Here is a 15,368-nt window from a genome sequence, read left to right as displayed (position 1 = left end):
AGCTTTAAAATGTGAATCTAAAAAAGGTTGGAAGAAGATCATCTTTCCAACCTTTTTTGTTGAAGCAAAAGAGCGTTAGTCGCTCATTTACTTAACACTTAAGCTCATTTTTCTTGTTCTAACTTTTTAATCTTTTTATCGAAAATGAATGGTCCAAAAGGAAGAATCGAAGCGATTAATCCTAAAATAAAAATTTGGATTGACCATTTCTGTTTTTCACACACGATAAAAAGTACAGCCAAAAATGCAACAAACAGGACACCGTGCCCCATACCGACATATTTGACCAAGATCGGATTGTCCCAAATATACTTCAGCGGCATTGCAATAAAGAGTAGGAGTAAAAATGAAATACCTTCGAGTAAACCAACCCAGCGTAAAGTTTTGATATTCATGATTCACTTTTAACATGATAAATGTGAGATAAAGTGTACCTGAGTGTAATCAGATGTACAGCATGAATTACAAATTATGGTGTACTAAGTATTTGTATTTAAAAATTTAAATCCTATCTTGTTGCTAGGTTTTATATTGAATATTTTAGATGGTTTTAAATAGGATGAGGTCTATAGATATATCCCCATTTTTAGTAGAAATTCCAATAGAGAGCTGTGGATTTTCCTCAATATTGAATTAGGTTTGAAGCCTAAATTGTTGTGATGATGGATCAATATTTATTTGATAGGGTCATCAAGATGACGATTAAAAGCTCCCTTTGTTAAATGATCGGGAACTAAATCTTTGCGATAAGGGTGGATGTAAAAATGTTGGATTTCGAAAATTTCAGTTATGGCTTTTGCGAGTAAAAGAACATTGGGTTTATGTTCAACCTCAGGACAATCACGAAGAATAAACACCCATTGATCAATCGCAGTGCTTAATTCTCTCAGCTGAAATTCAATCTGATCGATCGTGTGCTGATCATCACTCGACCAAGAGTCTAGTGTGTTGTCATCAATAAGCGTATGAGCATCTAAACTTTGAAGATGAGATTGAGGATGTTGTGTTGAAATATTATCGATTGATTTATTGATGTATTTAACCGCTTCTTTAAAGTGCTGAAGCACTGCATATTTGACTTGTATAAAGTCACTACAATTTAGGCAACCTTGTATGCTACTGCTGAACAGCGCATGGATTTCATCGCGTTTCTGATTAATATCGGTCAAGGTGGTTATTCTTGGCTGATGAGAATGGGCTGACTGCATCATGGAAGCTCGAATGATTATGATTAAAGTGACCGTTGTTCTAGGTGAGAACTCAGCTTCATCACACCTCTGATTTTGAGTTTAAAAGAGCTGCGGTTTATTTGAAGTACTGACTTAGCAATCTTCAAAGTGACTTGTGAATAAATCTCAATTTATCCACAAGCCCAGATTCAAAATTTATTGAATTACCGAAAAGTTTAATGCGATCAAATGAATAAAAAATCAATTGATGACGCCACAAGCCACACGATCACCGCCACCACCTAATGGCTTAGGAGAGTCTGAATAGTTATCACCACCCGCATGAACCATGATGGCTAAACCTTTCACATCTGCGAGTTTTAAACGAGGAGCAACCACAGTGGTTTTGGCAACACCTTGGCTATCTACATTAAGTACAGGCAAGTCACCTAAATGACCATCATTGGGTGTTCCATGATGTGGGGTTTGTTGTGGATTAAAATGACCACCCGCTGCCAAAGCTGCCCCCATTTTTCCATCTTTTTCAGCAGGCTCACATGAACCTTTTTCATGGATATGGAAGCCGTGAAAACCAGGACTGAGTTTTTGTAAATCTGTATTCAGAACAAGACCTTGATCGCTGTCTTTGAATTCGATCATCCCGATCTTTTCACCAATCCCAGATGCAGATACCGCATGGACGTCAACCACATGGACATCAACAGCATGCGTTGTAGACACTGTTCCGTTTGGTCTTTCTTCTGGTTGCGAGGTTACAGCAGGATTCGAACTACATCCCACCATGAGAACACTGAGCACAGTACTAAGCGCAGTCAGTTTAAGAGAATTTTTTTTAACGGTCTGAAGCAACATAATCCATCCTTATTTTGTTTTATATACTGTTTCAGTGAAACAAAATAAGGCGGGGACTACAACTTTGATTAAGTATTTGAATGTATAAGTTTATTAACGAGATGATTATTTAAAATCAGGTTCATCATCAAGATCGTAGAGCATTGTGGCTTTGGGAACAGGTTCAGGTTCAATTGTTTCATGTAACCATTCACGCCAAATCGCCAATAAAATAGCCAAGATTACAGGGCCGATAAACAGACCCACCAAACCAAAGCTGGCTAAGCCACCCAATACACCAAACATAATCAACAAGAATGGAATCTGAGTTGCGCCTGAGATCACCAATGGACGAATCACGTTGTCCGCGGTACTGACCACACACACGCCCCATGCTAAAACACCAATCGCTTCTACAGTCTGACCTTGTGAGAATAACCAGAGCGATACCGCGCCATATGCAATCGGAGGGCCAAATGGAATCAATGCCATGATGAAAGTTAACATGGTTAATAACATTGGATTGGGTACACCAGCAAAGTAATAACTCAGTCCTGCAAGTAAAGCTTGCGCGACTGCTGTTAAACCCACACCATAAACCACTGCACGTGTAGTTTCAGAAATGGTGTCCATATAGTGCTGAATACGCGGACCAACCACTTTTTCCATCGCCTTACTGACTTGATGGACAATGGTTGGGCCATCTCGATAAAAGAAAAACAGAGAAAGGATCGCGAAAGCCAGTTTGACTAAGTTGCGCGTGATTTCACCTAAAACAAATTTACCGTAGTTGAGATGTCCTTGAACCCACACGCTAATATTATTAAATAAGGCATTGGGGTCAGCATTGATTTCTTTAATAATTCGCCCTAATTCTTTACCAACAATGGGTAATTCACGAATCACATCGGGGACAGATAAATGCCCTGAAGCCAATTGACGTTGTAAATCAAAGAATAAGCTACGACCTTCATGTTGTAATATAAATATCGCAAAAGTAAAAGGTAGACCGACCACAAGCGTTAATAATGTCGTCATGAGCAGGGCGCTCAAGGATGGGCGATTTTCACCACAAACACGTTGAATGCGTTTATAGATTGGCCATGTCATATACGCGATAATACATGCCCAAAGTACAGGTACAATAAAGTACTTTAGGATGTCAAAACCTAAATAGAGGAGTATAAAAAACAAACCAAACAATAAGGCGCGTTGTAATGTCGGATTAAAATCTTGCACTGATGTCTCTAATCTATTTTAGCTATGCAGCAGGATTTAAAAGGAGCACGATACGCCGCACTCAAGTTTTAATTCATATTACTCTGAAAATTAATAAAAAGAATTAAATAAATAGTTGATCTAATTAAAACCAGTCACCTTGATCTTCGATTAAAACATCTAACAAAGGTTGCCATTGTTGTTGAATTGCTAAGTAAAGTTTTTGATTTTTGTCAAAAACACTTAAACCTTGCATCGCTAAAGTACCATATGCTGCACGTTCTGCAATCCATGCCACAGGCTCTTGATCAATCTTGGCAAAAAACTGTTGAATATCTTTGGCGCTTGCACCTGTGGGTTTAACACGATTTGCCAATAAGTGAACTTGAACTTTGCCTTTACGAATACGCTTAATCTCTTGAATATGCTTTAAAAAACGCTTAGTGCTGTCGATATCAAAGAAAGAGGGTTGCAGAGGCGTCACAATCGCATGGCATTCACTAATCAATTGCTCGGCGTGTTCGCCTGTAAGTGCTCCAGGTGCATCAATAATTAAATAATCTGTTTTTTTGGGTGCTTCGCCAATTGATTTTTCATGACGCCAGTCGAGACTTTGAATCGCTGTCGCCGTTTCGGGACGCTGTTTTAACCATTGCAATGCCGATTTTTGATTATCCGCATCTGCCAAAGCCACTTTATAGCCTTTTTGAGCCAAAGCTGTTGCTAAAGTAATCGCTGTAATCGTTTTGCCACAGCCGCCTTTTTGATTTGCAATAAGTATCGTTTTCATGATTTATAAAATCTAATGTAAGCAAGTGAGGTCTATTTGTAGCTTAGCATTAATTTTAGTAAGTGCGCGTCTACATGACAAAAGTCTAGATCTTGTTTACATTGTGCATAATTCAGTTGATGAGAAATACCATGTCCATTTGGATGGCGATGTTAATCGGTACCTGTATCGGGATTGTGCTCACGACAATCATTTTATCGGGTACGAGAAATGGAAGAATAAAAGCTGAATATGAACAATATATTGCAGAACTTGAATTAGAACACCAAGAAGCTCTACTTAAAGCACAAAAACGCAGTGTAAACACCAGTCGAGCCGTACTAAAAGGGAAAATGGCTGAACAAATGGCACCTATTATGCCCGAGTTTCAGTACCTACCTAGTGATGCCAAATTCCTAGGTGATCCTATAGATTATGTCGTGTTTGATGGCTATACCGACTTTCGAGATGGTGATGGACGCGCAGAAGATATCGAAGTGGTATTAATCGATATTAAAAGTGGTGGCGCTCGATTGACCAAAGGGCAAATGGCCATTGCGCAAGCCATTCGAGAGGGAAAAGTACGATTTGAAACGATACGCATCGATTTTTAGGATTAATCCTTAGTCATCATGGGACATCGAAAGTACACAAGAGATCAAAAAATAACGACATTATTTTAATTTTTGAGCACGGGCCAATAACATACGTCGTCCAACTTTGGGAATACCGACTGCATCGAAGTAATGCTTTTCGGTCAAAATAAAATGAGAATTGACTAAGCTCAGTTCAATATCTCGATTGAGATGACAGCCATCGGCAACGACTTTCTGAACTGGGGTGAGCAGGTTCTGCATATGTTTTAACAGAGCATGGTCATGGTAGAGCACGTGCTCAACCAGATGTAATGTGCCATTCGGCTTCAGTACACGATGAATTTCCTGTAGCGCCGCATCCACATCGGGAATACTACATAACGTCCAAGTGCTGACAATGTTATCGAGCGATTCATCCTCAAAGGGAAGTTGTTCTGCACCCGCTTGAATATGTTCAACATAGAACGGCGCTATAGATACACGTTCTGAAGCAAGTTGAAAAATATCAGGATTAGGTTCTAGTGCATAAAGCGTATTGACCCCTTGATAAAAGGGCAGGTTTAATCCTGTACCAAAACCAATCTCTAAAACATCACCTTGAATGGGGAGGAGTAACTCGCGTCGACTGTCCATCAAGCTGGGCGTTTGCATGACTTGATTTAACAGATGCGGGAAAATACGTTTTTGATACAGTTTATAAAGCATTACACAAATGCCTTGTATAGAGTGGTTCTTTGATTTTAATCAGATTTCATTCAAGTGCGAAAGACAAAAAACTGACTAAAGCATTCACAATTGTTACTTACTCTCAATTTTCATTTAATTTTTAACACGTATAGTGAGTGTATAGCAGTGATGGCTATTTTATGTTGATTCTTGTTGGCTGTATTTATGTATTTAGATGAAGGCTTAAATATGATCTGAAAGGGCACTCCAACATGTAATCGTGAATCGTGAATGAGTAACGAAACGCCGTTACAAAACAACTATTCAACAAGATGAATTACATCGGTTAAGTAATGGATAAGTAATGTAAGAGGAATTTGGCAATGTCTAAACCTATGGTATTTGCAGTATTCATGGCATTGTTTGGGCTGAATGCTCAGGCTCAGACCAGTGCATTTGATCAAAATGTTCAAGCAGGCTTAGACAGCGAATTTAATATTGCCAATGGCTTAGCCCCTGTTTTAAAGGACCAAAAAATCTCATTACTTGAGCCATTTTCAGGTGAGTTTCGTATCTTAGGATCTAAGCAGTATCATGATGATGAACAAGCCAAATATTCACCGATTGATTATGCGGTAACACGAGGATTATTTACAGATCCTGACATTGCTCGACAGATTTCGATTAACCAATATGATCGTTACTTAAATTGGAAAATGGCGAAGCCACCGATCCCACCTAAACTCGCTACGCAGTTAGTCAGCAATATGCATATCATTCCAGCCAATCCTGAAATTGCGAAACAAATCAAACAAGTGAAACGTGGAGATTTGGTGCGTTTAGAAGGTGACCTGGTTCAAATTGATGCTAAAGATTTAAGATGGAAGTCGGCATTAGATTGGAACGGAATTGGCGATGGCGCATGCAAGTTGATTCGTGTTGATTCGATCAAATGGGTTGAGAAGCAAAATATTTAATCGTAGGACTTTGTGTAAAATATCAAAAGCGAACAATTTAATGCTTCGAGTAAATTTCGTTCTGGGGTAACAATAGTTTTAGGGAAATACTAAAAGCAGGCTAAACATCATGAAAACACGGAAGCTAAGTCCTAAAATATTATGCCTAACGACCCTGTCCATATTTATTTCCAGTCTAGGATTGGTCGCTTGTCAAAGTCCGAGTACCAGTGTAAAACTTGAAACACATCACTATTCTTTAAATCAAAAATGTCCCACTTTACTCGATATGAAAGTCGGAGAGGTTCTACATTTCCAAGCACCTGAAAATCCTTCGACAGGCTACCAATGGAAACTCTTACAGCCTTTAAAACTATTGAAGACGGAAGAAACATATCTGCAAAAGGAAGCTGAAGAGGGAATGGTTGGTGTCGGTGGTGAAAAGAATTTCCACTTTAAAGCTGAAAAAGTCGGGCAAGAGTTGATTGAGTTGGTTTATGTGAGATCGTGGGAAAGCAGTCAACAACCTGAACAACAGTGGCAATGCCGAGTTCGAATTTCATAAAAAAAGGATCTGAGATCCTTTTCTAGGTGTTAGACGTTTCAATGCATTGAGCGACTTTTTATTGAGTGCTTTGTTGTTGCCAATGTTGAAGCTGTGCTTGAGCTGTGTAGTAATCACTCATGCCTTCAATCGCATCGGTTGGATTCGCCAGTTCATTGTCAGCCGATTGTTTTAACTCTTGGTAAACTTTGGCTTGATTCTCCCAATATTGATAGTACAAACCTTGGATATAGCGCCCTTGTTCTGTTTTTAAATCCAATTCTTTCAACATGTTCAGTGATGATTTAATCAAGTCATGTTTACGTTGACTTTTCATCTCGTCAGTGAGGTTATTGTCTTTTTCCAAACTTTGCAGTTCTGCTTCTAAATCATAACTCAAACGATCGAATTGCGTTTGATAAGTGGTGAGAAGTTGAATATCGTGAGCGTCATCAGGTGTTGCTGGAAAGTTTTGAATGGATTTGGCTTCGGTTTTATCCTTCAAGTCTGAACCGTCTTTAGAATCTAAACTCGATGAATCAGATGGATGCTCTGACGTCGCATCTTTAGGCGTACAGGCAGTCATCAACAGCGTACTACCGATGATGAGAGGGAGTAGTGCTGTATGTAGTTTTAATGTTTGCATAATAGAAGTACTCCTTATTGATATATAAAAGTAGGTTTGAGTTAGAGTGCTAAAATGAGCATTTAAACAGTCGGTTTTGCTATCCAAATATACGTGAACTGGATGAATCCTATGTTGTTGTCTGGTTCAATTTCTTAAAATGAAAAGCATAAGTCATATAGGGAAATTCAATTTGATCTTGAGGTCTTTTTGAAGTGTATTCGAAAACGATGCTTTCAAACTTTTGCTTCATTTCATTTTGCTGTTGTTGTGGCATAGCAGCAATAAAACTGGTCGACAGTAAGCGTCGACTGACAACATCTTCCACTGTTCCAGTTTGATGTTGCACGAACACCTTCTTGCTTTCAAATTCAAATAATGTTTGCGCTTGAAACACCTTTTGCCACTCATTACTGTGAAAGCGTGGGGTATCAGCTTCATAGTCTTTTAAAAAATCAGCCAGTGCTTTGACCCAATTTACGGTTTCATCACGCTGATTCCATACAAGACCGAGATGACCTGAATCCTTGAGTAGGCGATGAATTTCCTGCAAGGTTTCGATATTTGCAAACCAATGAAAGGATTGAGCGCACAAAATCGCATCAATACTGTTGCTTTTAAGTGGAATATCGTGGCTTAAGGCTTGTTGAGTTTGTACCTCAGGATGTACTATTTTCAGCTGTTCAAGCATTTCTGAAATGGGTTCAACGGCAATAATGTTGGGCGTGGTTTGTTTTAAATAATCCAAGAATTTTCCAGTGCCTGAGCCGAGGTCAATCACAGTGGATTCGTGAGTGAGTAAGAGGTCTTCAGTGAGCCAATTGACCAATTCTTGAGGATAATTTGGACGCACGCTTTGATAAAGTTCAGCAGCAGAACTGAATCCAGTTTGAGCAGCAGGATGTAAGGAATGTGTCATATTTTGCGCTTTTTTATCTGTGCAGTATCTATAAAATATGACACTTGGTGGAATGTTTAGGCAAGTGAATGATTGATTCATTTTGCAAACAACAGATTGAGTGCCTTTTTTGGAATTGCAATGGATAAGCAAATAGTATTTGAAGATGAACACATCAGAGCAATTTATTTAAAAGGTTCAACTGAAACGTTGGTTCTTTCTTTTGGCGATCTTATTACACGTGCCAAAGGAACATCCATCAATGCAGAAAAATCATTAAGTAAGTACGAATATAGTGTGATTGGCTTTATGCCAAAGCAAAAATCTTGGTTTCCACATGCCAGTATGATGGGTGCATTGGACGCCGTTCAAGAGATCTTAGCTGAATATAAAAACATTGTGTCCTATGGTGGCTCAATGGGTGGCTATGCTGCGATTAAATACGCGAAACCTTTTAAGATGAATCGTGTTGTAGCCATGGTACCTCAATATTCGATCAATCCTGAAGAAGTGGAAGACCGTCGTTATACCGATTTTTACGATGCTGAAGTCAATGGCGATATGCGGATTCAAGCGGATGATATTGTCCCTGAATGTGAATATATCATTGTCTATGATCCTTATTTTGATTTGGATCGCGAGCATTATCGAAAAATTAAACCTTTGATTCCTCAGCTACATACTTTGCATCTACCTTATACGGGGCATGATGCAATTGCAGTATTGGCCAATTCAGCGCTACTCCATGATTTTATTGAACATCCTTTTGAAGCAACGTATTTCTATAAACAAATTCGTGATGTCAAAAAGAACAGTAAGTTTTATTATCGTAGTGTGATTGCACATCTATTGGGTAATCACAATGAAGCTTTAGGCAAGATTCTCAAAACTATTGACTTACAACTCGACAGTGCTTTTTTTGATGCCAGTTTAAAGCAAACCATCACGCGTATTTTATTGACCAATAAACGCGTCGATGAGCAGGATTTGCAAAAGCTCGGTATTTCGGTGAATTTGCCCTTTGAAAACAAGACACAACTACAAGACAGCTTTGGCAAAATCCTAGTCTTTAATGTGATTACTCAAAAGATCGAGAGTTATGATCAGCAAGTGATTGATGTGAATGGGAAATATGTTATTCCATTGCATGTTGAGAATACGGGCTTGGCTACGCTTGAAGTGAAGAAGCAAGATTATTTGATTTGTATGAATGATCGACGAGTGACCAAGCTGTTTAAGTTGGATGACGAGCTGAGTTCGGATATGCAACCTTTGGTGGTGAAGAAAGGTTCGGGCTTTTATAGCTTAAGTTATAAAGGGCTGTATATGCGTTCAGACGAAGCTGGGAATTGTATTTTTGATGCTGAAACGGTTGGTGAAACAGAGCAATTTGTGGTGAGTTAAGCCACTCAACATTGAGAAAGTGATGCTTGAGAAAAAAGGGCTTTATAACGGATAAAGTCCTTTTTTATTTCAGCGCTTCTGACGGGATCACTTAAGTCATAACGCGCAGATGAAGATTGATAAACATCCGTGACATGCAGTAAGGATCCTTCATGATCTTTTTGATACTGGTATCGAAACTTTTTTTCTGTCCCTGAAATTAAACCCGTCTGATTAAACACATAGCTGTATAAGGTATTTTCGAATGAGACATAAAAGCGAGCCTCAATCTTGCAACCCTGATTCAGCTTGATCAAACGAAACTCATTCCCTTCATCTGATCTGAATTCTTCATGATCTAAATTTGAAATTGAAGCCAAAGTGACCTCTTTAGAAAATCCAATCGGGCTGATGGTCAAAAGTGCCATTAAGCAAATTTGGATTTGGGATTTTAAATTCATAGACTCTTATTCTTTATTTGTTGTCTGTTAGATGAATACATATTGTAATCATCGAATACTAGAAATAGGAAAATTTGTTCAAAATGCTAGGCACAAAAAGCCTTTTCCAAAAAAGAGGAACTCAAGCGTTCCTCTTAGATAATAAATCTCAATGATTATGCTCGTTCAAGACGACGATTGGCACGCTTAAATGTACCGAAGTCATTAAATCGAACGCCGTTTTCTTTCATGATCGGGTAGCAATCTTTGGCAATCGCTTGGCGGATATAAAATGTATCCCGAACCACAAAGTGATGAATCGCATGTGTACCACCAAAGTTAAAGCAGAAAGCTTGTAACGGCTTCATGCGCCAATCAGTCCAAATTTGGCATTGTTGAACCACATTGCCATTTTCCACATCGCCATAATAATGAATATTTGAACTGGTGAAATGCAGACTTAAAGTCCGTAAATAATTTGGAGCAGCTATTGCCACTGCATAGAATTTAGTGGATTTATCGATGAAGCGCCAAATACGATGGCTCGGTTGCTTGATATTTAATGCTTTCATACCGATCTTGGTGATGCTCATAAATAAGAAGCTATACCAAAGACCATAATGAATATTGCCAAAGGGCGTATAGCCAAGTGCCATTTTTGCTTTTAGTTTGAGTTTGTCTTTTAAACCCAAATCTTTTTGTGCATTGGCATATTCATTGGTGGCATTCAACATCGTAAATGGACGTAGCGCTATCGCCAGCATGTTATCACCGGTCATGATCAGGCGCTTTAAGCCCCATTTGTCGCCGTTATTAATGCCACGCTCTTCAATATCGGATGCCGTACCTGACGATTTATGGTGATGCAAATGAATGTCACGACGAATCCAAGGGCTGATCGTACTCGGTCTAAACGCATAAACAGTCGCCAACATCGCATTATTTATTTTTTTATTTTTGCGATAATACATTTGATGTATCAAATCATGCTCTAATTCATGCAAAATAGACATCCAAAATGCAGAAAGTGAAACTGCCACATACCAAGGCATTTTCCCACGTGCATATTGGGTAATATTAAAAATAATGCCCGTCACGGATGTAATCAGAATACCCATCCCGATTTGGTCTTGATATTTGACTAACCAAGGATGTTGAGCGCGCAATTGATTACCCGCTTCCAAAATACCTTTTCGGATGCGATGGTTGCGTTGTTCATCTTCAGGGTCAGCAAACAATTTAAATTTTTGTTGGCTTGACATATTTACATCCGAAAGCGGTAAATTCATATCCAATTTCCTTTGTGAACTAGGAATAGCAAGGAATGTGTATAAAAATCCAACAAATGTCGGATTTTTAGAGAGAGTATATGATGGGTCAAACTCAGTCAACTGTTGTACCAAAAATAATGAGCAAACCACTTAATTTGCCAAAACAACAGCGCACACTAAAGCGCATGGAAAAAGTCGTAGCAGCAACTGAAAAAATGTTGATAAATATGGACTTGGAAAAAATTTCAATCCCAGAAGTTGCCAACGAATCTGGTGTTCCTCGTGCCAGTATTTATCAGTTTTTCCCGACGAAATACGACTTGCTCAGGCATATTGCCTTACAGTATTTGCAAGTGCTCCTGAACGAATTAGAGACCGTTGGCATGCAAGTGGTTTTGGATCATCCAAACCAACCGATTACTGTCTACGGCCCTCTAATCACTGCTGAAATGATTCGAACGACAGCCAAGTTTTATAATGATTCTGATGTGGCGAGTATTCTGATTTTAGGCGGAGCAGTAACTCAGCATTCATTTATGGAATATCAAGTCGAACTGCAAAAAGTCAGTGAGACGATGCGTCAAGGTTTAAAGATGCTCAATATTGATGAATTTATTCCAGTGAAACCAGACACGATGACGATTTTGATTGAGCTTATTTTTACCTGTATGAAGCATGGTTATTACACCGAAAGTTATATTTCAGAGGAGATTTGTCAGGAAGCTTATCGTATTGCAATGTCATATCTGGCGGCCTTAAAGAACAATGTCTTTAATCTCGATCAAGTCAAAAAAATCAGTCCTCAGGTTCAAGATTGAGTTGCGCGCTTATAGTTGATCGAGCATAGTGAGCCTGAAAGGTAATTCGATTGGAATGAGATTCTCACCTTATGAAAGCTGTATTTTTAGATTATGCCTCACTTGATCAGAATGATTTGGATTTTTCGGAACTTCATGCTGTTTTTGAAAATCTAACACTTTATCCAGCATCCAATGAAGATCAAGTGTTGGAGCGGATTCGAGATGTCAATGTCGTCATCACCAATAAAGTTCGAATTTCGGCTGAAATCATCCAACAGCTTCCACAGCTTAAGCTGATTTTGATCTCTGCAACTGGCACCAATAATGTGGATCTGGTTCAAGCGAAGAATAGCGGTGTGGTGGTCTGTAACTGTCAGGCTTACGGGACTTCTGCGGTTGCACAACATACTTTAATGTTGATGTTGGCACTTTCGACATCAGTCATTCAGTATCACCAAGCTGTTCAGCAAGGTAAATGGCAAGAAGCTAAACAATTCTGTTTGCTAGATTACCCGATTGTGGAACTCGCAGGGAAGACACTGGGCATCATTGGTTACGGTGAACTTGGACAGGCCGTTGCTCAGTTGGCTCAAGCGTTTGGTATGCAAGTGATCATTGGCGCATTGCCGAACCGACCACAACGAGAAGGTCGAGTTCAATTGGATGTATTATTGAGTCAGGCTGATTATGTGTCTTTGCATTGTCCTTTAACGGATGAAACCAAAGATTTAATCGATGCAAAGGCTTTTGATCTCATGAAATCCAGTGCTTTCCTGATTAATTGTGCACGCGGCGGAATTGTTCATGAGCAAGCGTTGGCTGATGCGTTGATTCAAAAGAAAATCGCGGGAGCAGCAACAGATGTGCTCACGGTTGAACCGCCGAAACAGGGCAATGTATTACTCAATGCTGATATTCCGAATTTGATTATTACCCCGCACAGTGCTTGGGGCAGTGTTGATGCACGTCAACGGATCGTGCAACAACTGACTGAAAATGTAAAAGCATTTCAAAACAATCAACTGATACGACAAGTGAATTAACATGCTGATGATTATGCTTTAGTCAATTGACGTGTATTCATAACTCAATAAAAAAGCCCGTTATTCGGGCTTTTTTATTTATAGGCGCTCAATGAAATTATTCTGAATAGATCCAATCCAATTAGCGAGGAACACCAACGTCATCCTCTTGAGATTTTTGAGGGACTGCAGCAGGCGTAGCGGATGATGCAGGTGTTTCAACATTCACTGGCGCTGATGCACTCGAACTTTGAATCGGAATAGACTGGCGTTGAATCTCAGATTCAGAAAATTCGATGTTGTTTTGAGGGTTACTATTTGGGATATTGCTTTGAGTATTTGTACCTTGGGTATTATTGCTTTGAGTATCTTGTACTGGCACATCAGATGTTATTGAGCTTGCAGACGGTGAGCTTGTAGAAGGTAAGTTTGGTGAAACTGGAATAGGTTCAATCACTTGAGGCGATACAGGGATTGTGTTCACCACAGGAGATTGGGTACTCATCGGAGCGGTAGAGCCTTGACTCATACTGCCACGCTCAATCGGAACGCCACCTTTACCTCTCAGGTTGTCTTTGCTTTGTTTGACTTTTTGGACAGCAGTGTCGATGCCTTGACGAGTGTTATCACGCGCAATCACAGCTTTTTCAGTGGTGTATTCTTTAGTATTTTGCCATGCTTGATCAACACTCGGCTTGATATTTGCAACACCACGTTCAGTAACGGCGCCGACTTTTTCAGCTGTCGTTTGGATTTTATCTTGTGCTTTTACAGCGAGAACTTTAATCAAGTTTGGATTGTCGCCATAAGCAGGCGTGGTTTTTTGCGGAGCATCTTGTTGAGCAAAAACAGAAGTACTCAAACATGCAGTACTTAAACAGAGTGTGGCTGTAACTAAAGCCAAAGTGTTGTTTTTCATTTCTTAATATTCCCTCTCTATTCAGCTGAGTATACTGAATTGAACTTATACATGCTCAATCAAAAGTGATTCGCTTAAACATTGGATCATCTTGAATCAAGGCTCAAGGTTTAGAGACAGTATAAATCGTATTTTTGGCGTTTATTAAACAATGATGTAAAGCACCATCGCTTTTCAAATAACGAATGACGAAAGCAATAGGGTGGATGAATCGTTTTAATTTAATCTTTCAATTCTGCTGCGGAATTTGAGTCGATAAGAGATTTAAAACATGAGTTTAAATTGGCATACCACCCACCCAGAGACAAGTCTAGGTGAGCTGTATTTTACTGATGACCAAGGCTGGAGAACACTTGATCATAGGCTTGATTCTAGAGACTTAATTCTAGAGAGTAAGAATCTGAGATTGTTCTGAGCGTCCTCTATTTATAATCAGGGTTGAGTCGTTTCACACCAGATTAAAGAGGCAATTCACTCAGTCCAATCTGAGTTTAAAACCTTATTGCGCTTGAACACTACCGTTAGTATTCAAGCCTGTTTTTGCACTACCGATAGGCGTATTTACTTCAACATTAGAGTTGGTATTTAATCCAGCTTCACCCGAATTTGGCGTTAAAGCCTCTTTGGTTTTGTTCCAACCTGCTTGTGTATGCTGTTTAGCTTTTTCAGTTTTGTCAGCCAATGTGTCTTGGGTTTGTTTGGTCTTTTCTTTGCTTGCTTCAGACTTTTCTGACCATTTATCTTTGACTTGCTGGGTTTTTTCTTTCGCTACAGCACTTTTCTCAGAACTAAACTGTTTGGTGTCTTGCCATTTATCTTTGGTAAATTCACGCGTGTTTTCTACGCCTTTTTCTATCCCATGACCCACTTTGTCAGCGGCATTATGTACACCTTGATTCAAGCTGCTGATGACCCCTTGATTATTGGTCTGTACTTCAGCAGATGTATTCACTTGACCAGTCACAGAGGCACCTGTAGTCGAAGTAGTGTTTGCAAAAATCGAAGCTGAAGAGAATAAAGCCGTTGTTAGAACTGTGGTTTTCATTATGTTGTTCATGGATCTGTCTCCTATATGGTTTTCCTGAGTGACGATTCAAATCGCCATCAGGGATCAGACAGAAAACATAGTAAAGTCTAAATGCACTCAAGATTGAATTTGAGATTAAACACACACAGGCAATCAACGCCTCAGTAACAATCATGAATATATTGTGAATGTGTAGATGGATTAAAAAATGCG

The 15,368-nt window shown here is 39.3% G+C and carries 18 protein-coding genes; 6 read left to right on the top strand and 12 right to left on the bottom strand.

Annotated elements, in window-relative coordinates:
- Positions 1–104: 104 nt before the first annotated feature.
- The 5 genes from AC5YCE_RS07220 to AC5YCE_RS07200 form a co-directional block, all read right to left on the bottom strand.
- Complete coding sequence (locus AC5YCE_RS07220) at positions 105–395, bottom strand: DUF3817 domain-containing protein (RefSeq protein ID WP_496171544.1); 291 nt, start codon at positions 393–395, stop codon at positions 105–107.
- Between the two features lie 279 nt (positions 396–674).
- A complete protein-coding gene (locus AC5YCE_RS07215) occupies positions 675–1,211 on the bottom strand; it encodes a hypothetical protein (protein WP_496171543.1) in 537 nt (178 codons plus the stop codon).
- Between the two features lie 219 nt (positions 1,212–1,430).
- On the bottom strand, positions 1,431–2,042 hold the full coding sequence (gene sodC / locus AC5YCE_RS07210; RefSeq protein ID WP_496171542.1) for a superoxide dismutase [Cu-Zn] SodC: 612 nt from the start codon (positions 2,040–2,042) through the stop codon (positions 1,431–1,433).
- A gap of 105 nt (positions 2,043–2,147) precedes the next feature.
- On the bottom strand, positions 2,148–3,260 hold the full coding sequence (locus AC5YCE_RS07205; protein ID WP_496126685.1) for an AI-2E family transporter: 1,113 nt from the start codon (positions 3,258–3,260) through the stop codon (positions 2,148–2,150).
- A 124-nt stretch (positions 3,261–3,384) separates the two neighbouring features.
- Complete coding sequence (locus AC5YCE_RS07200; RefSeq protein ID WP_496126684.1) at positions 3,385–4,029, bottom strand: AAA family ATPase; 645 nt, start codon at positions 4,027–4,029, stop codon at positions 3,385–3,387.
- Between the two features lie 131 nt (positions 4,030–4,160).
- Here AC5YCE_RS07200 and AC5YCE_RS07195 point away from each other — a divergent pair, with 131 nt between their 5' ends.
- Complete coding sequence (locus tag AC5YCE_RS07195) at positions 4,161–4,622, top strand: Holliday junction resolvase-like protein (RefSeq protein WP_496171541.1); 462 nt, start codon at positions 4,161–4,163, stop codon at positions 4,620–4,622.
- 60 nt (positions 4,623–4,682) lie between these two features.
- Here AC5YCE_RS07195 and AC5YCE_RS07190 read toward each other — a convergent pair whose 3' ends face one another.
- The gene (locus AC5YCE_RS07190) at positions 4,683–5,309 is read right to left on the bottom strand and encodes a class I SAM-dependent methyltransferase (RefSeq protein ID WP_496171540.1); all 627 of its coding nucleotides are present in this window, start codon (positions 5,307–5,309) and stop codon (positions 4,683–4,685) included.
- Between the two features lie 344 nt (positions 5,310–5,653).
- On the opposite strand from AC5YCE_RS07190, the gene AC5YCE_RS07185 reads away from it, so the two are divergent.
- Positions 5,654–6,247, top strand: a complete 594-nt coding sequence (locus AC5YCE_RS07185; RefSeq protein WP_496126681.1) for a hypothetical protein — start codon at positions 5,654–5,656, stop codon at positions 6,245–6,247.
- Between the two features lie 109 nt (positions 6,248–6,356).
- Complete coding sequence (locus tag AC5YCE_RS07180; RefSeq protein WP_496171539.1) at positions 6,357–6,791, top strand: protease inhibitor I42 family protein; 435 nt, start codon at positions 6,357–6,359, stop codon at positions 6,789–6,791.
- 58 nt (positions 6,792–6,849) lie between these two features.
- Here AC5YCE_RS07180 and AC5YCE_RS07175 read toward each other — a convergent pair whose 3' ends face one another.
- Both AC5YCE_RS07175 and AC5YCE_RS07170 read right to left on the bottom strand, forming a co-directional pair.
- A complete protein-coding gene (locus AC5YCE_RS07175) occupies positions 6,850–7,416 on the bottom strand; it encodes a hypothetical protein (RefSeq protein ID WP_496171538.1) in 567 nt (188 codons plus the stop codon).
- A gap of 109 nt (positions 7,417–7,525) precedes the next feature.
- Positions 7,526–8,314, bottom strand: coding sequence for a class I SAM-dependent methyltransferase (locus tag AC5YCE_RS07170; RefSeq protein WP_496171537.1), 789 nt, complete (start codon positions 8,312–8,314; stop codon positions 7,526–7,528).
- Positions 8,315–8,434: 120 nt separating this feature from the next.
- Here AC5YCE_RS07170 and AC5YCE_RS07165 point away from each other — a divergent pair, with 120 nt between their 5' ends.
- The gene (locus AC5YCE_RS07165) at positions 8,435–9,697 is read left to right on the top strand and encodes a hypothetical protein (RefSeq protein WP_496171536.1); all 1,263 of its coding nucleotides are present in this window, start codon (positions 8,435–8,437) and stop codon (positions 9,695–9,697) included.
- A 5-nt stretch (positions 9,698–9,702) separates the two neighbouring features.
- On the opposite strand, the gene AC5YCE_RS07160 is transcribed toward AC5YCE_RS07165, so the two are convergent.
- Positions 9,703–10,137, bottom strand: coding sequence for a hypothetical protein (locus AC5YCE_RS07160; RefSeq protein ID WP_496171535.1), 435 nt, complete (start codon positions 10,135–10,137; stop codon positions 9,703–9,705).
- Between the two features lie 155 nt (positions 10,138–10,292).
- The gene (locus tag AC5YCE_RS07155; protein ID WP_496126675.1) at positions 10,293–11,405 is read right to left on the bottom strand and encodes a fatty acid desaturase; all 1,113 of its coding nucleotides are present in this window, start codon (positions 11,403–11,405) and stop codon (positions 10,293–10,295) included.
- Between the two features lie 80 nt (positions 11,406–11,485).
- On the opposite strand from AC5YCE_RS07155, the gene AC5YCE_RS07150 reads away from it, so the two are divergent.
- Together AC5YCE_RS07150 and AC5YCE_RS07145 are read left to right on the top strand one after the other, a co-directional pair.
- Positions 11,486–12,205: a TetR/AcrR family transcriptional regulator gene (locus AC5YCE_RS07150; protein ID WP_496171534.1), complete on the top strand. Its 720-nt coding sequence runs from the start codon at positions 11,486–11,488 to the stop codon at positions 12,203–12,205.
- A gap of 71 nt (positions 12,206–12,276) precedes the next feature.
- Positions 12,277–13,230 carry a 2-hydroxyacid dehydrogenase gene (locus tag AC5YCE_RS07145; protein ID WP_496171533.1) on the top strand — a complete coding sequence of 318 codons (954 nt, stop codon included), beginning with the start codon at positions 12,277–12,279 and terminating at the stop codon, positions 13,228–13,230.
- Positions 13,231–13,351: 121 nt separating this feature from the next.
- Here AC5YCE_RS07145 and AC5YCE_RS07140 read toward each other — a convergent pair whose 3' ends face one another.
- Both AC5YCE_RS07140 and AC5YCE_RS07135 read right to left on the bottom strand, forming a co-directional pair.
- A complete protein-coding gene (locus tag AC5YCE_RS07140) occupies positions 13,352–14,128 on the bottom strand; it encodes a hypothetical protein (RefSeq protein WP_496171532.1) in 777 nt (258 codons plus the stop codon).
- 499 nt (positions 14,129–14,627) lie between these two features.
- Complete coding sequence (locus tag AC5YCE_RS07135; protein WP_496171531.1) at positions 14,628–15,185, bottom strand: hypothetical protein; 558 nt, start codon at positions 15,183–15,185, stop codon at positions 14,628–14,630.
- Positions 15,186–15,368: the final 183 nt, after the last annotated feature.

It is taken from the genome of Acinetobacter sp. CY79 (genome assembly GCF_059515845.1).
This window is presented reverse-complemented; position numbering and strand designations above follow the sequence as displayed.